This is a genomic window from Thermorhabdus hydrogeniformans (assembly GCF_049310025.1).
Classification (GTDB): Bacteria; Bacillota; Thermosediminibacteria; order Thermosediminibacterales; family Tepidanaerobacteraceae; genus JBJYKD01.
The window spans coordinates 25,032-45,251 of sequence record NZ_JBJYKD010000026.1 but is presented as its reverse complement, the minus strand read 5'-3'; the positions used below and the strand labels follow the sequence as shown (position 1 = coordinate 45,251).

The 20,220-nt window shown below is 50.3% G+C and carries 22 protein-coding genes; all 22 read left to right on the top strand.

Annotated features, from left to right (window positions below):
* Positions 1-36: 36 nt before the first annotated feature.
* The 22 genes from ACKX14_RS12140 to atpA all read left to right on the top strand — a co-directional run bounded on the left by ACKX14_RS12140 (position 37) and on the right by atpA (position 20,106).
* A complete protein-coding gene (locus tag ACKX14_RS12140; RefSeq protein WP_422447999.1) occupies positions 37-792 on the top strand; it encodes an SIS domain-containing protein in 756 nt (251 codons plus the stop codon).
* A 679-nt stretch (positions 793-1,471) separates the two neighbouring features.
* Entirely contained in the window at positions 1,472-2,728 is a 1,257-nt protein-coding gene (locus ACKX14_RS12135) for a uracil-xanthine permease family protein (RefSeq protein WP_422447995.1), read from the top strand.
* A gap of 192 nt (positions 2,729-2,920) precedes the next feature.
* The gene (gene sigI / locus ACKX14_RS12130) at positions 2,921-3,625 is read left to right on the top strand and encodes an RNA polymerase sigma factor SigI (protein WP_422447993.1); all 705 of its coding nucleotides are present in this window, start codon (positions 2,921-2,923) and stop codon (positions 3,623-3,625) included.
* 5 nt (positions 3,626-3,630) lie between these two features.
* Entirely contained in the window at positions 3,631-4,722 is a 1,092-nt protein-coding gene (locus ACKX14_RS12125; RefSeq protein WP_422447991.1) for an anti-sigma factor domain-containing protein, read from the top strand.
* Between the two features lie 379 nt (positions 4,723-5,101).
* Positions 5,102-5,977 (top strand): copper amine oxidase N-terminal domain-containing protein, encoded by an 876-nt coding sequence (locus ACKX14_RS12120; RefSeq protein WP_422447990.1) that lies wholly within the window; start codon positions 5,102-5,104, stop codon positions 5,975-5,977.
* 200 nt (positions 5,978-6,177) lie between these two features.
* Positions 6,178-6,399, top strand: coding sequence for an AtpZ/AtpI family protein (locus ACKX14_RS12115; protein ID WP_422447988.1), 222 nt, complete (start codon positions 6,178-6,180; stop codon positions 6,397-6,399).
* 126 nt (positions 6,400-6,525) lie between these two features.
* The gene (locus ACKX14_RS12110; RefSeq protein WP_422447986.1) at positions 6,526-6,849 is read left to right on the top strand and encodes a hypothetical protein; all 324 of its coding nucleotides are present in this window, start codon (positions 6,526-6,528) and stop codon (positions 6,847-6,849) included.
* A complete protein-coding gene (locus tag ACKX14_RS12105) occupies positions 6,836-8,770 on the top strand; it encodes a V-type ATP synthase subunit I (RefSeq protein ID WP_422447984.1) in 1,935 nt (644 codons plus the stop codon). The genes ACKX14_RS12110 and ACKX14_RS12105 overlap by 14 nt, the downstream gene beginning before the upstream one ends.
* Positions 8,771-8,844: 74 nt before the next feature.
* The gene (locus ACKX14_RS12100) at positions 8,845-9,324 is read left to right on the top strand and encodes a V-type ATP synthase subunit K (RefSeq protein WP_422447982.1); all 480 of its coding nucleotides are present in this window, start codon (positions 8,845-8,847) and stop codon (positions 9,322-9,324) included.
* A gap of 13 nt (positions 9,325-9,337) precedes the next feature.
* Positions 9,338-9,940: a V-type ATP synthase subunit E gene (locus ACKX14_RS12095; RefSeq protein ID WP_422447980.1), complete on the top strand. Its 603-nt coding sequence runs from the start codon at positions 9,338-9,340 to the stop codon at positions 9,938-9,940.
* A gap of 4 nt (positions 9,941-9,944) precedes the next feature.
* Positions 9,945-10,949, top strand: a complete 1,005-nt coding sequence (locus tag ACKX14_RS12090) for a V-type ATP synthase subunit C (protein ID WP_422447978.1) — start codon at positions 9,945-9,947, stop codon at positions 10,947-10,949.
* Positions 10,936-11,271 (top strand): V-type ATP synthase subunit F, encoded by a 336-nt coding sequence (locus ACKX14_RS12085; RefSeq protein WP_422447976.1) that lies wholly within the window; start codon positions 10,936-10,938, stop codon positions 11,269-11,271. Before ACKX14_RS12090 ends, ACKX14_RS12085 begins: the two co-directional genes overlap by 14 nt.
* Positions 11,268-13,040, top strand: coding sequence for an ATP synthase subunit A (locus ACKX14_RS12080; RefSeq protein WP_422447974.1), 1,773 nt, complete (start codon positions 11,268-11,270; stop codon positions 13,038-13,040). The genes ACKX14_RS12085 and ACKX14_RS12080 overlap by 4 nt, the downstream gene beginning before the upstream one ends.
* A complete protein-coding gene (locus ACKX14_RS12075; protein WP_422447972.1) occupies positions 13,033-14,415 on the top strand; it encodes a V-type ATP synthase subunit B in 1,383 nt (460 codons plus the stop codon). The genes ACKX14_RS12080 and ACKX14_RS12075 overlap by 8 nt, the downstream gene beginning before the upstream one ends.
* Before the next feature lie 2 nt (positions 14,416-14,417).
* A complete protein-coding gene (locus ACKX14_RS12070) occupies positions 14,418-15,044 on the top strand; it encodes a V-type ATP synthase subunit D (RefSeq protein ID WP_422447970.1) in 627 nt (208 codons plus the stop codon).
* A gap of 348 nt (positions 15,045-15,392) precedes the next feature.
* Positions 15,393-15,764, top strand: coding sequence for a LysM peptidoglycan-binding domain-containing protein (locus tag ACKX14_RS12065; RefSeq protein WP_422447968.1), 372 nt, complete (start codon positions 15,393-15,395; stop codon positions 15,762-15,764).
* Between the two features lie 267 nt (positions 15,765-16,031).
* Positions 16,032-16,424, top strand: a complete 393-nt coding sequence (locus tag ACKX14_RS12060; protein ID WP_422447966.1) for a hypothetical protein — start codon at positions 16,032-16,034, stop codon at positions 16,422-16,424.
* The gene (gene atpB / locus ACKX14_RS12055; protein ID WP_422447964.1) at positions 16,394-17,062 is read left to right on the top strand and encodes a F0F1 ATP synthase subunit A; all 669 of its coding nucleotides are present in this window, start codon (positions 16,394-16,396) and stop codon (positions 17,060-17,062) included. Before ACKX14_RS12060 ends, atpB begins: the two co-directional genes overlap by 31 nt.
* Positions 17,063-17,143: 81 nt before the next feature.
* Positions 17,144-17,410 carry an ATP synthase F0 subunit C gene (gene atpE, locus ACKX14_RS12050; RefSeq protein WP_422447963.1) on the top strand — a complete coding sequence of 89 codons (267 nt, stop codon included), beginning with the start codon at positions 17,144-17,146 and terminating at the stop codon, positions 17,408-17,410.
* Between the two features lie 16 nt (positions 17,411-17,426).
* Positions 17,427-17,954: a F0F1 ATP synthase subunit B gene (gene atpF, locus ACKX14_RS12045; protein WP_422447962.1), complete on the top strand. Its 528-nt coding sequence runs from the start codon at positions 17,427-17,429 to the stop codon at positions 17,952-17,954.
* On the top strand, positions 17,942-18,469 hold the full coding sequence (locus tag ACKX14_RS12040) for a F0F1 ATP synthase subunit delta (protein ID WP_422447961.1): 528 nt from the start codon (positions 17,942-17,944) through the stop codon (positions 18,467-18,469). Before atpF ends, ACKX14_RS12040 begins: the two co-directional genes overlap by 13 nt.
* Positions 18,470-18,489: 20 nt before the next feature.
* The gene (gene atpA / locus ACKX14_RS12035; protein ID WP_422447959.1) at positions 18,490-20,106 is read left to right on the top strand and encodes a F0F1 ATP synthase subunit alpha; all 1,617 of its coding nucleotides are present in this window, start codon (positions 18,490-18,492) and stop codon (positions 20,104-20,106) included.
* Positions 20,107-20,220 lie beyond the last annotated feature (114 nt).

The window sequence follows — 20,220 nt, the reverse complement described above, 5'->3', positions numbered from 1 at the left end:
GTTAGTTTTTATTTTTCAAGCCGTATTTGGTTAAATATGGATTGGGGAAAAGGGGGAGTTTTTACACTGGAATCATATTTTGATATCATAAAAAACCTACTAGATGCAATATTAAAATCGGAATTTACGCCTCTAGAACAGGCTTCATCTGCTATAGCGCAAAGTATAATGGATGGTGGGATAGTTCATATATTCGGATGTGGTCACTCTCATATACTTTGCGAGGAAATGTATTACAGAGCAGGTGGCCTTGTCCCTGTTCACCCTATACTGGACACAGGTCTGATGCTTCATGAAGGGGCAGCAAAAAGTTCAGACTTAGAGAGGTTTGAGGGCTATGGTTTTATTCTGGCAAAGTATCAGGACATACGGAAAGAGGATACAGTGATAGTCATATCCAATTCAGGAAGAAACCCTGTGCCTATAGAGATGGCTATGTATGCAAAAGAAAGAGGAGCAAAGGTTATAGTAATAACATCCATGGATTATTCAAGATCTCAGCCTTCAAGGCATTCCAGCGGTAAGCATCTCTATGAATTTGGAGATATAGTGATAGATAACCATGGAGTACCGGGAGATGCAGCGCTAAAGCTGGATGGTGTTCCAGAACCGTTTGCGCCAAGCTCCACGGTAATAGGAGCAACGATATTGAATGCTGTGTTTGCTAGGGCAGTGGAGATAATGTATGAAAAGGGATTTAAACCCCCCATATTCATAAGCGGGAATATTGATGGATCAGACGCACATAATAAAGAGCTTATGCAAATCTACAAAGATAGGATAAAGTTCTGATATGAAAGGCCTGGTCATTATTCGTTATGAATAACAGCCAGGCCGTTTTTATTATTAATACTTAATAATACTTCCTGAAAAGGACAGTTCAGCTTCTTGATTACGCAGAATACTTATATGAAAAGCGGAAGAAGGCATTATTAGAAGCTCTAGAAAAGGTCGAAGAAGAAGACGAAGAGTTAAGTCAAAATGAAATTAAAGCATTAAAAAGAGCTGAAAGTGATGACTCAGAACCTATCGAAAAGGCTGCTCAGGAGCTGGGCCTCAAATGGAAGTATGAATTATTCTTAACAATCGAAATTAAACATCGTCGAGAAGCTTATTTAGAAATAATATGATTGACAGAAATGTCAAAAACAGTCCATACCAGGACGCTCTGCTTCTAAGTCCTCTTTGAGCGCGTGCTTATTGACAGGATTCGCGACGTGTGGTATAGTAAAAAAGAAAATTAAAGATAGGTTACGGTTACCTTTAAACTGGTCCTGTGAGGCTGGTAAGGTGAAGTTCGATGTGCATGAAGAGCAGAACCTTTCTCCCGCCTGACGGAGAAAGGTTTTTTGATGAATGAAGCCCCTGCCGCCTTGCCGGCAGGGGCTATTTAAATGCACTGATTGTGATAGCCATAAAATTGCCATAAAAACTAAACTTTAATAAAACCTTGTTAAGGAGGCATAATGATATGGAACATTCCAGAAAGACGGCCGCTACAGCGGGAAATCCGGTGCGTCCCGGCGACTACCTGCCGCCCGTGCAGCTTTTAATACTGGGCTTGCAGCATACCTTCACCATGTTCGGCGCCACAGTGCTGGTGCCGCTGCTGACGGGCCTTGACGTCAGCGTGGCGCTGTTCACGGCGGGCATAGGGACGCTGTGGTTTCATCTGGTCACAAAGAGGAAGGTACCGGTGTTTCTGGGCTCGTCCTTCGCATTCATTGCTCCGGTGGCGCTGGTTGTAAAAGAAATGGGCATCCCCGCCGCTCAGGGAGGAATCATAGTCGCAGGATTGCTGTATGTCATAATGGCGGCGCTGGTGTATTTCCTCGGGCCAAAGTTTATGGAATCACTGCTGCCGCCGGTAATAACGGGACCCATCATAATGGTTATCGGTTTGAATCTGGCCCCCGTGGCCATAGGCAATGCCGGTAAAAACTGGTTAATCGCCCTCATAGTTTTAATAGTAGTGGCATATGTGAATCTTTATGTCAGGGGATTTATGAAATTGCTGCCGGTGATTAGCGGTATTGTGGCGGGCTACGCCGTGTCGCTGGCGGCGGGGATAGTGGATTTCAAACCCGTGGTGGAAGCCGCCTGGGTCGGAATGCCGCGGTTTACGTGGCCGGTGTTCAACCCGGCCGCCATAGGCCTCATCGCACCGGTGGCCATCGCCACCATGGTGGAGCATGTGGGCGATATCCTGGCGGTGGGTGCCACAGTGGAACAGGATTTTGTGAAAGACCCCGGCCTTCACCTGACGCTGATAGGCGACGGTATCGGCACTTCCCTGGCGGGCATTTTCGGCGGCCCGGCAAACACGACCTACTCCGAGAACACCGGTGTGCTGGCGCTGACCCGGGTATGGAAACCGGAAGTGATGCGGATAGCCGCGGTCATGGCAATAATCCTTTCGTTCGTGCCCAAGCTGGGGGCGGCCATCAGGACCATACCCGAGCCGGTGATAGGCGGAATTTCCATCGTGCTTTTCGGCATGATCGCCAGCATCGGCGTGAGGACGGTGGTGGAAAACCGGGTGGACTTCAAAACGCCGAGAAACCTCCTGATTTCCAGTGTCATACTGGTGGTGGGCATAGGAGGGGCTGTAGTAAAGATCTGGGGAGGCATACAGCTGGGAGGTATGGGCCTTGCGGCAATCCTTGGCATCATACTGAACCAGGTGCTTCCGAAAGAATTGCCCCAGGCGCAGACAGACAGGGCATGATGCCACATCAAAGTCTTTCAAACAAAAAACTTATTATTGCAGGCTTATTGGAGGCCCGCCGGTTCTTTGAGATCCGGCGGGCTATTTTCATTCTGTGCCATACTTTTTATGATATAATATTGAATGTAGCATGTGGTGTATGTGAGATAACCCATTTTTAGCGGCATGCTCGGGGAGCCTTTGGAGGTTATTATGTCAGACTGCAACCTGAACCAAAAGGTCATAAGCATTAAAAACAATATCGAAGAAGTCAACAGGCTGATACAGGAGTACAAACCGTTCATCGCCTCCACGGTGCAAAGCTATGTGGGACGCTACGTGGAATACGGTGTCGACGATGAGCTGAGCATTGCTTTGATGGCATTTCATGAATCCATTCAAAAATATGACATCAACAAGGGAAATTTCCTTTCTTTCGCTAAGATTACCATAAAACACCGGCTGATCGACTATTACAGGAAGGAGCAGAAAAGGCAGGCGCCGGTTTACCTGGAGCAGGTAAGGGACGAGGAGGAAGAGGAAGTGGAGGATTTGAGCTCGGACGAGGCCATAAAGCAGTTCAACGAGCGACAGCTCGCCGAGTTCAGGAGGATGGAGCTCGAGGAGATAAAAAAAGAACTGGCCCGGTGGAACATAACCTTTTCCGATGTGGCCAGAAGTTCTCCCAAGCAGGAGGGCACAAGGGCGGCTTATCTGGATGTGATAAATTTTATAATATCCAGTCCGGAACTTTTAGAGCACATGAAAAAAAAGAAATACTTACCTGTAGAAAAAATCGTAAAAGCCACAAAAATACCCCGTAAGACTGTGGAACGGGGGCGGAATTATATAGTAGCCGCGGTATTGATATTATCGGGCGACTACCAGTACATAAAGGACTACATACAGTGGAGGTAAATCCCTTGAAGGCCATTATTGTGGATATAGACGGCGATTACATCATCGTCGCGAACAGGAGAGGCGATTTTAAAAGAATATATAACACATATAAGGGCTACCGTGTGGGTGATGAAATAGAGATCCCTGAGAGGCGCCTCGTTTCTCTTGCGCCTTTCGTGAGGATTGCGGCCGTAGCTATTTTCCTGTTATGCTTTGGCCTGGGGAGCCTGGGCGTCGCCGGGTATTTTAAACCCGTAACTTATGTCAGCCTGGATATTAACCCCAGCGTGGAGCTTTCCGTCAACAGGTTCGAAAGGGTTTTGAGAGCGGAGGGCCTTAACGGTGAGGGCAGGGCGATATTAGGCGACGGCAGAGTGTTCAGGAATATGAAGCTGGAGGAGGCTTTGAAACTCCTGCTGAAGCGCGCCATAGAAAAAAATTATCTGGCTCCGCCGCGGAATGCCGTAATGCTGACCGTCTCCAGTGTTGGAAACAACCTACCTCCGGAACTTGACAAAAAATTGAGACAAATAGCCGAAGAAGAGATTAAAAAGGCGTTACCGGCGGCCGCGGAGGCGCAAAGCTCATCGGATGAAGGCGAGGGGGCGGAAGTTAAACCGAATCAAATGCAGGGTGACGCCGGAATTCAGATCATCGTAGAACAAACGACCTTTCAAAAACATGAAGAAGCCAGAAAACTCAACATATCCCAGGGCAAACTCCTGATGTATGAGAAGCTCAAAAAAATAAAACCGGATGTTACGCTCCAGGAAGTCAGAGAAACCCCGGTTTCCCGGCTAATAGACGAACTTGAAAAAGCTTCGCCCGGCGACCGCAAAGGTGTCAACGATAATAAAAAGGGAGGCAAGCCGCCGGCTGTAAAAGAGGAGGACCGTAAAGCAAATAAGCCGTGGCCCGTAAAAGAGCCCGGCAAGGTCCAGGAGAACAGTCGAAATGAAAAAGCCGAAAATCAAAAGGATAGGAAAAACGCCGGGGGAACCCATCGACCGCCGGTGACACCGGCCGTTGATGAGGGCAGAAGCAGCCTTGAAAAAGATAGAAAAGATAAAAAGGAAATGATCCCCGGCACCGGGATTTCAGGAAAAGGAGACTGAGAACAATCAGCAAAAACAGACATGGCAGGAAAAACTTGAAGGTGACGGGAATAATCATATTAAAGTAAATGACCCGGTAAACGAATCCATTAAAAATCAGACCCCAGACGAGAGTTTGTCCCCGGCCGGAGATGAAGGGGAACGGAACAAACCGGGAAAAAACACATCTGCCGGGTACGCGGATAAACCGTCAAAAGATGACGGCGATAGGCCCCGGGGGGAGAAAAGATCACAGAAAGACCCCGGCGGAGGGCGCTCTTTCGACAGGAAATCATCTGGAAGTGATAAAAAAACAAAGTAAAAATTTCATAAACTACCTTAAAAATCCTCCTTCCTTATCCGAAAATATATAACAAAATTTAGGAAGGAGGAATTTTTTATGAAAAAATTGTTGGCTGTTGTGGTTGCTGCTCTTCTCATCATTATAACCGCCGCCCCAGCTTTTGCCGGGGGAAATGGTGAAAATCACGGAGGGAAGGAATACCGGAACCGCATAGAGAGCAAAGAAAAAGCCAATGATAAGTTGAAGGTCATGGAAACGCAGGCACCGGGCGAAAAAATTGAAGAAGATGAAGCCGAAAACGGCCAGAGAGAAGATAAAGGCGAGAAAGAAGTGAAATTAAAGGAAAAATTAGAGGAACAAATCGGCGACGGCGAGATGAACCAGGTCGAAAATCAAACTCAGAATCAAAATGACGAGGGCGAGATGAACCAGGTCGAAAATCAAACACAAAACCAGGGCGATGGCACACAACTGGCTATTGAGGAGAGACTTCGTGAACTCAAATCCGAGTTGAAAGATGTTTACAAAGACAAAGAGCAGAGAAAACAAATATTAAAGCAAATCAAAGAGCTGAAGAAATTAATAAAAGATGATGCAGCGGGCGTATTTGTAAACGGCAAAGAACTGAAATCGGATTTACCTCCGGTAATTAAAGGCGGCAGGGTTTTAATCCCCGTGAGGGCCGTAGTGAACGCCCTGGGAGCCCAGGTCCAGTGGGATGAGCAAAACCAGATAGTGACAATAATAAAAGACGGCAGGACAGTGACTCTTGAACTTGGCTCAAAAATAGCCGTCGTCGATGGGCAGGAGATACCGCTGGACGTGCCCGCTGGTGTGGAAAACGGCAGGACCATAGTTCCGCTTAGATTCATAGCTCAGGCCTTCAATTCCACCGTCGAGTGGGACGAGGAGACAGGAACTGTGATCATCGAAGAGCCGGAGCAGGACCAGCAGATAGAATCGGTCCAATAGAAAAAAGATTATAAATATCAGAGGCGGCATATAATTTATATGCCGCTTCATTTCTTGTTATCTTCTTAAATTTAATTAATTTAAACCATCATGTGAAAAAAGACACTGCCGGACTTTTATCACAAATAATCAAGTATTAGACATAATTTAATTAAATTTTTAGTTTGAAATTTTTTTGTCAATGCTATATAATTAATAACATGAAAGATTTGAAAGGCATTCAATATCTTGTGTTTTTAACTCAAATAGGCCTGAATATGGCACTACCTATTGTGGGTGGTGTATACGTTGGAGCTTATCTGGACAAGAGGTTTTCCACCGGTAGCGCTTTTTTAATTTTGGGGATAGTGCTTGGGGTTTTTTCCGGGATTGCCGGAATCTACCGCATGATATCTTTTGAACTTAAAAGGAGACGAAAATAGTTTAAGGCTTTAACTGCCGTGTAACTAACACTGTTTTTAAATTCGAAAGAAGGCGCAGTTAGAGCTTTTACCCTTTGAACAATTAAACATTAACAAAGTTTTAACCGGAGAGGGAGGTGGTATTGATTGAAGGAAATTCTCGAGGATGTAAAAGCCACTGAACAAAAAGCCAGGGAAATTGTAGAACAGGCGGAGCAGGAGGCCAAGGCCATAATAGCCGCCGCAAGAAAAGAAGAGGAAGCCTTGATTCAGGAGGCAAAAAAGAGAGGTGAGGATGAGAGGGTTAAGATCATCGAGAAGGCGAGAGCCGAAGCGGAGGCTGAGGCGGACCATTTAAAGAAGGAATACTTGAAAAGCATTGAGCAACTCAGGCAGAAGGCCGCCGGAAGGATCAAGACGGCGGTGGATTTGATTGCAGAGAGGATAGTGAAGGCCCATGGCGATAGTTAATATGAAAAAGATGCACCTGCTGGGCCTGAAAAAAGAGCAGGACGGGATTTTAAGCGCCCTGCAGAAGACCGGAGCCGTGGAAATAATTGATGTGACGGCACAGGAAACGGCGGACCAGGAGGTGCAGGAAAGCCGATTTTACCAGAGCATATCAAAAGAGTTGTCGGAAATTGACTTAAAATTAAATAAATTGAAGTTCGGGATTGACTTTCTGAAACCCTACGTAAAAGAAAAAAATCCCCTTCTGTACGGAAAACCGCGGGTGAGCAGTTTAGAACTGCAAAAATTGCTATCCCGTGAAGAGGAAGTTTTTTCCAACCTAAAGGCCATTTCCGACCTGGACCAGCGGCTTTCCCATTTGAAGGGCGAAGAATCCAAGCTGCACAGCCGGCTGGAGATGCTCGCACCGTGGGAATCCCTCGACATACCCCTCGAGGAACTGGGTTCCACCGATAAGACGGTGTTTCTGCCGGTGGTTGTGCCCAAAAAGAGCATGGAAGATTTCAGGAAAAGACTCGCCGAGGGCGGGATTCCGGCGGAGCTTCAAACCGTTGGCGAGGGTAGAGATGACGCCTGCTGCCTCATCATTTACCACAGGGACTTTAAAGAAGCGGTTTTTAATATCATGAAGGAGCTTTCCGCCGGCGTCCAGGAGTTTTCCGGAATGAAAGGAATCCCGCGCCGGGTGATGGAAGAAGACCGGAAAAGGCTTTCCGATATAGAGAGCGAGAGAACCGCCATAAGGCGGCAGGCCCAGGCCCTTTCGGAACACAGATTTACTTTTGAAATCCTCTTCGACTACTGGTCTGTGGAAAGGGATAAAAAGGGCAGCGCGTTGAAGATGGCGGCCACCGAGAAGACCTTCTTGCTCACCGCTTGGGTGCCCGAGACGGCGGTGGAAAAAGTAAAAAGCGAAGTTTTGAAAGCCACCGAATCTGTGTATATTGATTTTGCGGACCCGGCGGAGGATGAGGATATTCCGGTGGTGCTGTCGAATCCAAAATTGGTACAGCCCTTTGAACTTATCACGGAGCTTTACAGCCTGCCCGACCCCAGGGGAATAGACCCGAATGTGTTTATGGCGCCGTTTTATTTCGTATTCTTCGGCATGATGGTCAGCGACGCCGGCTACGGCCTGGTGATTTCGCTGCTTGCGGGCCTTGCCCTGTGGAAGCTGAAACTGGCGGGTCTGGGGAAAAAGCTGGTGCAGCTTTTGTTCCTGGGAGGCATATCCACTTTTATATGGGGAGCCGTATTTGGCGGGTGGTTTGGAGACCTCATAAAGGCAAAGCCTCTCTGGATAAATCCCCTGGACAACCCTATGGCTGTGCTTGCGTTGAGTTTCGTCTTGGGCGTAATCCAGATCTACACCGGGCTGCTGCTCAGCGCCTATAAAAATGTGCGGGCGGGCAATGCGGCGGCGGCCTTTATGGACCAGGGGTTGTGGATAGTGTTTTTATCCGGCCTGATAATGCTGGCCTTTCCCCAGCTGGGTTCCATCGCAAAGTATGTGGCCCTCACCGGGGCCGTTGGGTTGCTCTTAACCCAGGGGAGATCCCAGAAAAACATTATAATGAAATTTTTATCCGGTCTTATCAGCCTGTACGGCGTGACCGGTTATCTGAGCGATGTGCTGTCTTATTCCCGTCTGCTGGCGCTGGGACTTGCCACCGGAGTTATCGCGGTGGTCATCAATACCATGGCCAGGCTGGTGGGAGTAAATATAATCGGGATGGCCCTCATGGTCATCATCATGATAGCGGGTCACGTTTTCAATATAGCCATAAACGTGCTGGGGGCGTACGTCCACAGCAGCCGTCTGCAGTATATTGAGTTCTTCAGCAAATTCTATGACAGCGGTGGACGGGCCTTCGACCCCCTGAGGGTGAAAACGACCTTTGTAGACCTTGAAGACGTGTAAAAACTATTCACTGATTAATATTATCCCCAATTTTTTATAAATAATTTAAGAATTTCTGGAGGAGGAGTTAAAAAATGGAACTAACTTTAGGTCAAGTACTGGCGCTTTTAGGAGCAGCCCTGGCGGTGCTGTTGCCGGGCATTGGTTCTGCAAAAGGAGTGGGTATAGTGGGTGAAAGTGCTGCCGGAGTTGTTACCGAGGACCCGGGCAAATTCGGCCAGACCCTGATTTTACAGGCTATCCCCGGAACCCAGGGCATTTACGGCCTTTTGACGGGATTTGTCATCATGCAGAGAATAGGCATACTGGGAGGCAATCTGCTGCCTTTGACGACATTACAGGGCCTGCTGATTCTGGCAGCCGCGCTCCCCATAGCTCTTGTAGGCCTTCTTTCTGCCATAGCCCAGGGCAGAGCCGCCGCTGCGGGAATAGGCATCATTGCCAAGAGGCCTGAAGAGCTGGCAAAGGGCATCACTTATGCCGCCATGGTGGAAACTTACGCGGTTCTGGCACTCCTGGCTTCCATCCTCATGCTCTTCGGCATCAAGCTTTAAAGGAGTGGCCGGCATGGAGGGTATCCAGAAGATAAAAGACAGGATCTTGCAGGAGGCCGGGGATGAAAGAGAAAAAATTCTCAATGAAGCGAGGGACCGGGCCCGCGAAATAAAGGAAAGGGCCGGTCAGCGCGCAGCCGAAGTGGAAAAACAGATTGCCGAAAGAGCGAGAAAAGAAGCCGAAGAAGAAAAGAGAAAGATACTTTCAATGGCGAGGCTGGAGCAGAGAAAGGCCCTGCTGGAGGTAAAGCAGCAGATAATAGACGAGGTGTTTGAAAAGGCGCAGAGGGAGCTGGAAAATTTGCCGGCGAAGGATTATCAGAACCTGGTTGTAAACATGCTTGTAAAAAGCGCCATCACCGGCGATGAAGAAGTAATCATTTCCGAAAAAGACAAGGAAAAAATAACCCCGGACCAGGTGGAGAAGGCCAACCGGCTCTTAAAGGCTCAGGGGAAAGCCGGTATGCTCAAACTTTCCGGCCAGACGCGTCCCATGATCGGGGGGGTTGTTTTAAGATCGAAAGACCTGGAGGTCAACTGCACCTTCGATTCCCTCATCAAAATGCAGAGAGAAGAGCTTGAGACGGAAATAGCAAAAATTCTTTTCGAGGAGTGATGTAATGGCCAGGGAATTGGATTTCCTATACGCGTCGGCGCGGATTAAGGCTCTGGAGACCAAACTCCTCGGCAGGGCCGTCATGGAAAGAATTCTGGAAGCCGAAGGCCCCGAAGAAGCCCTTAAAGTTTTGAGCGATACCGACTACGGCACGGACGTAGGAGAAATGGAAAATGTCTACGACTTTGAAAATGTCCTTGAAAAAAGCATCAAGAGGACATACAGGACCGTAAAGGATTCAGTGAAAGATAAGCGGCTGGTCAGGTTCTTTACCCTGAAAAACGATTATCACAATTTGAAGGTTGTCATAAAAAGCAGGATCATAGGGACTGAGGGAAAGGAGTATTTTTCCCCGCTGGGCGAAATTTCGCCGGAGGAAATGCAAAAACTTGCCGGCGAGGATGTAGCCGCCATGGTTCCCGAAAGCATTAAAATGGCCTTCAGAAAAGCCGTCGAGTTATATGAGGCCACTCAGGACCCCCAGCAGGTGGACCTGCTGCTGGACCGGGCGCTTTTTGAGGAACTTTCAGCGCTCGTGGAGGATGTGGGCGACGGTTTCCTAAAAAATTACTTTGAGGCCATGGTGGATCTCACCAATATAAAGATACTGGGAAGGTTAATGCAGATAAAGGCGGATGTTAAATCCCTTGAAAGGGCGCTGCTGCCCGGCGGTACCCTGAGTCGGGACCTGTTTGTGCGGCTTTTTAACGAGCCAATGCAAAATGTAATAGAAGCCCTTTCGTCTACACCCTACCGGAAGGTGGTGGAGGAAGGGCTTACCCGGTGGGCCAATACGGGAAGTCCGGCGGCTTTTGAAAAGCTTTCGGACGACTATTTGCTTGCCTTAGCCAGGAAGGGATTGTATAAGCCCTTTGGTATAGAACCTGTTGTCGGATATCTGGCCGCCAGGGAAAACGAGGTGAAGAACCTCAGGATTTTAATGGTGGGAAAGATAAACGGCATATCTTCGGACACCATAAAGGAGAGGTTGAGAGATGTCTACGTATAAAATAGGAGTTATCGGCGACAGGGATACTGTCCTGGCTTTCAAGTCTCTGGGAGTGGACATCTTTCCCGTCATAGACGACAGCGAAGCCGCAAATACTCTGATGAAGCTGGCGAGGGAGAACTATGCCGTGATATTCATAACCGAACAGGCGGCCCAGAACATACAGGACAAAATCGCGCTTTTCAGGGATAAAATGGTACCAGCGATAACTTTAATCCCCAGTAACAGGGGAACCCTTGGAATCGGAATAGCGGAAGTGAAAAAATCTGTAGAAAAAGCCATCGGAGTAGATATCATATTTGAAAGAGAGGGAGAGGAATGAATCAAGGCGTAGTGGTGAAGGTTTCCGGCCCCCTCGTAGTGGCCACGGGGCTGCCCGAGGCCAGGATGTTCGACGTGGTAAAGGTGGGCAGGCAGGGGCTCATAGGCGAAGTCATCGAAGTTCGCGGCGAAAAGCTTTCAATACAGGTTTATGAAGAGACTTCGGGCCTTGGCCCCGGGGACCCGGTGATTTCCACGGGCGCCCCCCTCAGCGTTGAACTGGGGCCCGGAATGCTGGAAGGGATATTCGACGGCATCCAGAGACCGCTTGACGCCATCGAGGCCAAAGCGGGAAGCTTTATAACAAGAGGGATAGACGTCCCGGCGCTCAACCGGGAGAAGAAGTGGGCCTTTAAACCCACCGTCAAAGCTGGTGACATCGTCACGGGCGGCGACATAATCGGCACGGTCCAGGAGACGGTGATAGTCGAACACCGGATCATGGTGCCGCCGGGCATATCCGGTGTTATAGCCGAAATCCGGGAAGGAGAGTTCACCGTAACCGAACCCGTGGCCAAAGTCAAGACACAAACCGGTGACATTGTGGATGTGACCATGATGCAGAAGTGGCCGGTGAGGAAAATCCGGCCCTACAAGGAAAAGTTGCCTCCCGAGATTCCCATGGCCACGGGCCAGAGGGTTATAGACACCTTTTTCCCCGTCACAAAGGGCGGGACCGCCTGCATACCAGGACCTTTCGGCAGCGGCAAGACGGTGGTCCAGCACCAGCTGGCCAAGTGGGCCGACGCCGAGATAGTGGTGTACATCGGGTGTGGCGAGCGCGGCAACGAGATGACCGACGTGCTCCTGGAGTTTCCGGAGCTCAAGGACCCGAAGACCGGCGAACCGCTCATGAAGAGGACGGTGCTTATAGCCAATACCTCCAACATGCCCGTGGCGGCCCGGGAAGCTTCGATATATACCGGCATCACCATTGCGGAATACTTCCGCGATATGGGATACAGCGTGGCCCTGATGGCCGACTCCACCTCCAGGTGGGCCGAAGCCCTTCGCGAGATGTCGGGCCGTCTGGAGGAAATGCCCGGCGAAGAAGGATACCCGGCGTATCTGTCCAGGAGGCTGGCGGAGTTCTACGAGAGGGCCGGCAGGGTCGTATGCCTTGGAAGCGGGCAGCGCGAGGGCGCCCTCACGGTGGTGGGAGCCGTTTCGCCGCCGGGCGGAGACCTATCGGAGCCGGTAACCCAGGCCACCCTGCGCGTTGTAAAGGTGTTCTGGGCGCTTGACGCTTCCCTGGCTTACGCCAGACACTTCCCGGCCATCAACTGGCTCACCAGTTATTCGCTGTATTCCGATACGGTGGAAGAATATATGAACAGGAATATAAGCCCCGGCTGGAAAGACCTGAGGGCCGAGGCCATGAGGCTCCTGCAGGAAGAGGCGGGTCTCCAGGAGATAGTAAGGCTGGTAGGTATTGACGCTCTATCCGTAAAAGACCGGCTGGTCCTGGAAGTGGCCAAATCCATCAGAGAAGACTTCCTGCACCAGAACGCCTTCCACGAGGTGGATACCTATACCTCCCTTGCAAAGCAGTACAGGATGCTCAAACTGATCCTGCTGTTCCATGAGGAGGCCCAGAAGGCCATAGACCATGGGGTACCCTTCTCGGAGATAGAAAAACTGCCGGTAAGGGAGAAAATAGCCAGAGCCAAGTTTATCGACGAAAAGGCCCTCGATACCTTTGACGATATAGAAAAAGAACTGAAGGAACAGATTGCAAGACTTGCAGAAGGGGGGACAGTATATGCTTAGGGAATACAGGACAGCCCGGGAAATCGCCGGACCCCTGATGCTGGTGGAAAATGTGGAGGGTGTAAAATACAACGAACTTGTTGAGATCGAGACCTCCGCAGGAGAAATCCGAAGGGGCCAGGTGCTGGAAGTGGACGGGGACAAAGCCCTTGTCCAGCTGTTTGAAGGTTCCACGGGGCTCAATATAAACGATGCCAGGATAAGATTCTTGGGAAAGAGCATAGAGCTCGGCGTCTCCATCGACATGCTGGGCCGGGTGTTTGACGGCTTTGGAAGGCCCAAGGACAACGGCCCCAGGATAATCCCCGAAAAGAAGCTGGACATAAACGGCAGTCCCATAAACCCCACCGCCAGGGACTACCCGTCGGAATTTATCCAGACGGGGATCTCGGCCATTGACGGTCTGAATACCCTTGTAAGAGGGCAGAAGCTGCCCATATTCTCCGGTTCGGGTCTTCCCCATGCCCAGCTGGCCGCCCAGATAGCCAGACAGGCCAAGGTGCTGGGGACCGAGAGTAAATTCGCGGTTGTATTTGCGGCCATGGGCATAACCTTCGAGGAAGCCGACTACTTCATATCCGACTTCAGGAGAACCGGAGCCATCGACCGCTCGGTGCTGTTTATAAACCTGGCCAACGACCCTGCCATCGAGCGTATAGCCACACCGCGTATGGCTCTGACATGTGCCGAGTTCCTGGCTTACGAAAAGGACATGCACGTACTTGTCATTCTGACGGACATGACCAACTACTGCGAGGCTTTGCGGGAGGTCTCCGCCGCCAGGAAAGAGGTGCCCGGCCGGCGCGGTTACCCCGGTTACCTCTACACCGACCTTTCCACCATTTACGAGAGGGCGGGTCGTATCCGTGGTAAAAAGGGGTCCATAACCCAGATCCCCATCCTCACCATGCCCGAGGACGACAAGACTCACCCGATCCCCGATCTTACGGGCTATATAACCGAAGGCCAGATTATACTGAGCCGTGAGCTTTACAGGAAAGGAATCCTGCCGCCCATAGACGTTTTGCCTTCGCTCTCCCGCTTGAAGGATAAAGGTATAGGCAGGGGCAAGACCAGGGAAGACCATGCGGATACCATGAACCAGCTTTTTGCCTCTTACGCCCGCGGCAAGCAGGCGAAGGAACTGGCGGTGATACTGGGAGAGGCGGCGCTGTCTGACGTGGATAAACTTTACGCCAGATTTGCCGACGAGTTCGAAAAGAGATACGTTTCCCAGGGAGAAAACGAGGACAGGCCCATTGAAGAGACGCTCAGGATAGGGTGGGAGCTTCTGACCATACTGCCCAAGGCGGAACTCAAGAGAATCAGGGACGAGTATATACAAAAATACCTGCCTGAAAAAGGAGAAGAATAAAAATGCTGCTCAGGGTAAATCCCACCCGGATGGAGCTTACAAGATTAAAAAAACAGCTGGTAACAGCCCGGAGAGGCCACAAGCTGTTAAAAGACAAACAGGACGAGCTTATCAAAAAGTTCATCGATATGGTAAAGAAAAACCGGCAGCTCAGGGAAGAAGTGGAGAGGGAACTGGAAAGCGCCTTCAAGAGCTTCACCATGGCCCGCAGCCAGATGCCGCGGGAAGTGGTGGAGGAGAGCCTCATGGTTCCCGCCGCCAGGGTTAATATAAACGTATCCAGGACCAATATAATGAGCGTAAATGTGCCAAAGATAGAGATTTCCCGGGAGGAAGGGAACAATATATACTCCTACGGTTTTGCCGCCACCTCCGGCGAACTGGACAGCGCCATAACCATACTTTCCGGAATCCTGCCGAAAATGCTGAAGCTCACGGAGATCGAAAAGGCGTGCCAGCTCATGGCCGACGAAATAGAAAAAACCCGGCGCAGGGTTAACGCCCTGGAATACGTCATGATTCCCGCCCTGGAGGAAACCATAAAGTACATCACCATGAAGCTCGACGAAAATGAAAGAGGAAACATCACGAGGCTTATGAAGATAAAGGAAATGGTGATGAACGGATAAAAACGACCGCCGCGGCGCGAAGTGGAAAAACCCGGAGAAAAAAATCTGGTGCCAAGTCTATGACGGCACAGGGTGAAGATAAGATGACCCCTTAAAGCTGAAAAATTCGCTTTGAGGGGTTTTTACTTTGTACAATAACTTACCAGGGCTAAGTTCGGGCGGTGCAATCCCTTAAGTTTATGCAGTTTTTACTGTGAATATTTGCCCTTACGTCAAAATCATGGCTATCCTCATTGTTGAAAATGAAGACGCGGCCGAAATATTTCAATGCCGGGCGAAAACTCAGCAGGGTCCACGGCACCTTTCTTTATATTATGAATAATATAGTATCAAAAGGAGGGATAAAAAATGATAGCATATATCGTCCAGCCCGGAGACACCCTTAGCGCCATAGCGGCCAGATTCAATGTCACCGTGAGAGATTTGGTGGAAAACAATGTCATTAGAGATGATCTTGCCATATTTCCAGGCCAGATACTTTTTATCCCGAGGGAAAGGACCGGCTACGACCAGACCCATCCATTTTATACAATGCACATGTCGGTCAGCATGCGGCAGATTCTGTATGTGGTGCAGAGGGGAGACACGCTGGCCGAAATTGCGCGGAGGTTTGACAGCACTGTGGACGCCATTGTCGAAGCCAACAATCTGGAGGGACCCAATGCCGTGATATACCCGGGCCAGATTTTGAGAATTCCGGTTTTGGAATTTACCAGGTAACGCTCATGGTAAACGGAGCAGGAAACTTCTCAAAATGTTTTTTTCCAATACCTAGAGCGGGCGTTTGAGTCTGTGGAAGACCTGGGGGTACCAGGTTTTTTTTTGTTTTTTTTCAAAGGCGCTTATAAAAGGGTGGCGGATAAAAAATAATAATTAACAGGGCAATTAAAAAAGGCAAACAGGTATCATTCACTTCCCGCCCTGGCACGCGATGCGGCGGCCGGAGAGGCGGAAGCTGAAACTCCCGGCCAAGTCGAGGTGGACGTTTTGGAAAAGCTGCGCCGCGATTTAAAAAGCATATTAAAAGGGAGCCTGCTTTCCTTTCTGGGGGTGATGCTGCTCTCGCTGATTATGGATGGAAGCGGCAGGTGGGCCGCCGGTCTCGCTATAGGATTTCTGGCTTCTGCTGTAAACTTTTTTATCCTGTACCTGAACATTATCCTGTTAATGACCCCCGTCCGGAGTAAGGCGTTTTTTTTCGTGGTGTACGCGGGATATATTGCGCGGCTGCTGGTGTATTTTAGAGCCCTGACCGCCGCACTTCGGATTGGAGGTGACGCTTTCGCATCTTCGATTGCCGGGATGATGGTAATAAAACTCGCGATCTTTTCAAATACTATCCTTGGGAGGTGGAAAAATTGCGTTTTTTTCCGAAAGTAGTGTTCACCGTGCCTTTATTCGGAAGAACGGTGCCGGTTACCGAAACCGTTGTGGTGACCTGGGGCATTATGCTGGTCCTCATGGCGCTGGGATTTGCAGCCGGCAAAAACCTCGAACAATTCCCCGGCAGATTTCAGAATGCGGTTGAAGTTTTTTACGAGGCAATAGAGGGCCTTGTGAAATCCGCCATGGGCGAGGGGAAAGAGGGGTTTGTACCCTATATGGGCACCCTCGGCCTTTATATCCTGACGGCAAACATGATAGGCCTTTTTACCCTCAGACCTCCTACCGCAGATCTTTCCACCACCCTGACCCTGGCGGGTATTACTTTTGCGCTGACCCAGTATGAGAACATATCGAGCAGGGGAATCAAAGGCTATATAAAAAGTTTTTTCGAGCCTCTCCCGTTTATGTTTCCTCTGAATATCATAGGAGCGGTGGCGAACCCCGTCTCCATGGCTTTTCGGCTTTTTGGCAACATACTGGGAGGCATGGTCATAATGGGGCTTGTATATTCGGTGGTCCCGGCGGTTGTTCCCGTCCCTCTGCACTTTTACTTTGACATCTTTGCAGGAGTTCTGCAGGCGTTCATTTTCGTCATGCTCACCATGACCCTTATAGCCACGGCGGCGGAGTAAACAGGCGAAAAGCCTGCAGATATCCCCGATGCGAAAAAACACCAAAATTTTACAAACCACTGCGGAAGGGAGAGATATTATTTGCCCGGAATCGACGGTAAAGCTCTGATTCTGGCCTTCTCGGCTCTGGGGGCCGGGCTGGCCATGATAGGCGGTATAGGTGCGGGCGTAGGCCAGGGAATCGCGGCCGGAAAGGCTGCCGAGGCGGTGGCCCGGCAGCCCGAGGCCCAGGGCGACATCATCAGGACCCTGCTGCTGGGCGATGCGGTGGCCGAAACCAGCGCCATCTATTCGCTTATCATCGCGCTTATCCTCATTTTTGCAAACCCACTGGTGAGATTGCTGTAAAAACCGGTGGCATCTTTTGCCCAAAAATCGAGTTGGAGAAGGATGCGCCATGCTGATAAATCTTTACACCGCGGCTTTTCAACTAATAAACGTGGCAGTGCTCTTTTATTTCCTCAAAAGGTTTTTTTATAAACCAGTGGGGGAATTTTTAAAAAAGCGCAGGGAGGACCTCAAAGCCCGGTTTACGGAGGCCGAAGAGCAAAGAGAAGAGGCGAGAAAGCTCTACGAGGAATACAGGGCCAGGATGGAAAACGCCCGGGAAGAAGCAAGAGCCGTCATCCAGCAGGCCAGGGATGAGGCCGCGGCGCTGCGCACCGACATGCTAGAAAGGGCGAAAAAGGAGGCCGGTGATTTAATCGCCAGGGCAAGGGAAGAGATAGAGGCGCAGAAAAGTCGAGCCCTTTCCGAGATCCGGGCAAAGGCGGCCGATCTGTCCGTGATGCTGGCTTCCAGCATATTAAAGGAAACACTATCCCCGGAGGAACACCACCTGATTATAAACCGTGTGATAGAAAGGATGGATGAGAGAGAGTGGCTGCAGTAGCCGCCGTATATGCCGAAGCCCTGTTTTCGGTGGCGAGAGAAATGCAGAAAATCGAGGATTTCAAAAACCAGCTGTGGCTCATAAGCCATTTGCTAAAGTCCGACTTGAGCTTCCGTTTTTTTCTGACACATCCCGGAATTTCCCGGGAGGACAAGAAAAATGTGATACGAGAGGCTCTGGCCCAAAAAATAAGTCAGGAAATGTTAAATTTTATTTTTTTTATAATTGACAAAAACAGGCAAAATATATTGCAGGAAATTTTTGGAGAATACTCGAATCTTTACCGTAAGTACAGGGAAGAAAGATACGCCAGAGTGGTTACGGCGGTCCCCCTTACGGAAGAAGAGCGGGAACAACTCAAGGCCAAACTGGACGGGCTTTTCAACACCCATGTCGTTATCGAAAACATCGTGGACCCGCAGATTATAGGCGGGGTAATGATAAGGATGGGTTTTCAGGTAATAGACGGGACCATCGGAGCCCAGCTTGACAGGTTAAAAGCCATGATGGTGTAGCTTAAAGAGGAGCGGGACTTATGAACCTGACGGCAGACGAAGTGATCAGCGTCATACGGGACAAAATCCGCGGTTATGAAAGGGAACTGGAAGTAGACGAAATTGGATATGTGACCAGCGTGGGCGACGGCATTGCCAGGATTTACGGCTTGAGGCGGGCCATGGCCGGAGAACTGCTGGTTTTTAAAAACGGCGTGCACGGCATGGCGCTGAACCTGGAAGAAGACTCTCTGGGGTGTGTTTTGCTGGGACCCGACACCGAAATAAAAGAAGGGGATGAGGTGCGCCTTACCGGCAGGGTAATGGAAGTCCCCGTGGGTGAAGAGCTGCTGGGCAGGGTGGTGGATGCCCTGGGACAGCCCATTGACGGCAGGGGCCCCATCAAGACCGAAAAGACCCGGCCCATTGAATACCCCGCGCCGGGCATTGTGGAAAGGCGGCCGGTAAACACTCCCCTCCAGACGGGCATCAAAGCAGTAGACGCCATGATACCCATAGGGCGCGGCCAGCGGGAGCTCATAATAGGAGACCGGCAGACGGGCAAGACCGCCATCGCCGTGGACGCCATCATAAACCAGAGGGGGAAAAACGTATACTGCATATACGTTGCCATAGGACAGAAAAGCTCCAGCGTGGCCAGGCTTGTGGAGACCCTGCGGGAAAACGGGGCCATGGAATACACCATAGTGGTGTCGGCAGCAGCCAGCGAACTGGCTCCTTTGCAGTACATCGCCCCCTATGCGGGATGCGCCATGGCGGAGGATTTCATGTACGGCGGAAAGGACGTCCTCATAGTGTATGACGACCTTTCAAAACACGCCATAGCCTACAGGGCCATGTCGCTGCTGTTGCGGCGGCCGCCGGGCCGGGAGGCTTTCCCCGGAGACATCTTTTACCTTCACTCAAGACTTCTGGAAAGGGCGGCGAGACTCAACAAAAAAATGGGCGGCGGCTCCATGACGGCCCTGCCCATTGTGGAGACCCTGGCGGGGGATGTTTCGGCCTATATCCCCACCAATGTGATTTCCATCACCGACGGGCAGATTTATCTGGAGACGGAGCTTTTTTACTCGGGAGTCCGGCCCGCCATCAATGCCGGCCTGTCGGTATCCAGGGTGGGAGGAGCCGCCCAGTACAGGATAATGAAGCAGGTGGCCGGGAGGATAAGGCTGGAGCTGGCACAGTACAGGGAGCTGTCGGCTTTTGCCCAGTTCGGGACGGAGCTTGACAGCGAGACAAAAAGCAGGCTGGCCCGGGGCGAGCGCATAGTTGAGGTTTTAAAACAGAACCAGTACGAGCCGCTGGATCTATCCGGCGAGATTTTACCGCTGTACTCTGTCACCCACGGCTTCCTGGACGATGTGGCCATAGATGATGTGAAAAGGTTCGAAAAGGAAATGCTGGAATTTGTCAAAACCTCTCACCCCGAACTGGTCCGGGAGATAGAGGAGAAAAAGGACCTGGACGACGAGCTGGAGGAAAAAATAAGGCGGGTTATTTCGGAATTTAAAGAGAGGTTTATACCCGGCGGGAAAGAATCCCCCGAAGAACTCCACCAGAGGGATGACGAAAACGCGGAGTTCATTAAAGATAAGGTCCGGGACCGGCTGATGAGAGGTGAAAGGCGGGAAGTGTGATGGGGGAGAAGCGAGTCCGAGGTGAGAGGTTGGAAGTGTAGTAGCGGATGTTGAAAAGAGGAATAAACTGGAAGAGCAAAACTGATGAACGGATGCCGGAAGCCGGCGAGGGAT

Bases quoted from the DNA above. Each gene is read 5' to 3' on its own strand.
- ACKX14_RS12075 (WP_422447972.1), top strand. From the start codon at position 13,033: ATGCTTAGGGAATACAGGACAGCCCGGGAAATCGCCGGACCCCTGATG.
- ACKX14_RS12080 (WP_422447974.1), top strand. From the start codon at position 11,268: ATGAATCAAGGCGTAGTGGTGAAGGTTTCCGGCCCCCTCGTAGTGGCC.
- ACKX14_RS12100 (WP_422447982.1), top strand. From the start codon at position 8,845: ATGGAACTAACTTTAGGTCAAGTACTGGCGCTTTTAGGAGCAGCCCTG.
- ACKX14_RS12135 (WP_422447995.1), top strand. From the start codon at position 1,472: ATGGAACATTCCAGAAAGACGGCCGCTACAGCGGGAAATCCGGTGCGT.
- ACKX14_RS12115 (WP_422447988.1), top strand. From the start codon at position 6,178: ATGAAAGATTTGAAAGGCATTCAATATCTTGTGTTTTTAACTCAAATA.
- ACKX14_RS12070 (WP_422447970.1), top strand. From the start codon at position 14,418: ATGCTGCTCAGGGTAAATCCCACCCGGATGGAGCTTACAAGATTAAAA.
- atpA (WP_422447959.1), top strand. From the start codon at position 18,490: ATGAACCTGACGGCAGACGAAGTGATCAGCGTCATACGGGACAAAATC.
- ACKX14_RS12095 (WP_422447980.1), top strand. From the start codon at position 9,338: ATGGAGGGTATCCAGAAGATAAAAGACAGGATCTTGCAGGAGGCCGGG.
- ACKX14_RS12120 (WP_422447990.1), top strand. From the start codon at position 5,102: ATGAAAAAATTGTTGGCTGTTGTGGTTGCTGCTCTTCTCATCATTATA.
- ACKX14_RS12085 (WP_422447976.1), top strand. From the start codon at position 10,936: ATGTCTACGTATAAAATAGGAGTTATCGGCGACAGGGATACTGTCCTG.
- ACKX14_RS12140 (WP_422447999.1), top strand. From the start codon at position 37: ATGGATTGGGGAAAAGGGGGAGTTTTTACACTGGAATCATATTTTGAT.
- ACKX14_RS12090 (WP_422447978.1), top strand. From the start codon at position 9,945: ATGGCCAGGGAATTGGATTTCCTATACGCGTCGGCGCGGATTAAGGCT.
- ACKX14_RS12105 (WP_422447984.1), top strand. From the start codon at position 6,836: ATGGCGATAGTTAATATGAAAAAGATGCACCTGCTGGGCCTGAAAAAA.
- sigI (WP_422447993.1), top strand. From the start codon at position 2,921: ATGTCAGACTGCAACCTGAACCAAAAGGTCATAAGCATTAAAAACAAT.
- ACKX14_RS12065 (WP_422447968.1), top strand. From the start codon at position 15,393: ATGATAGCATATATCGTCCAGCCCGGAGACACCCTTAGCGCCATAGCG.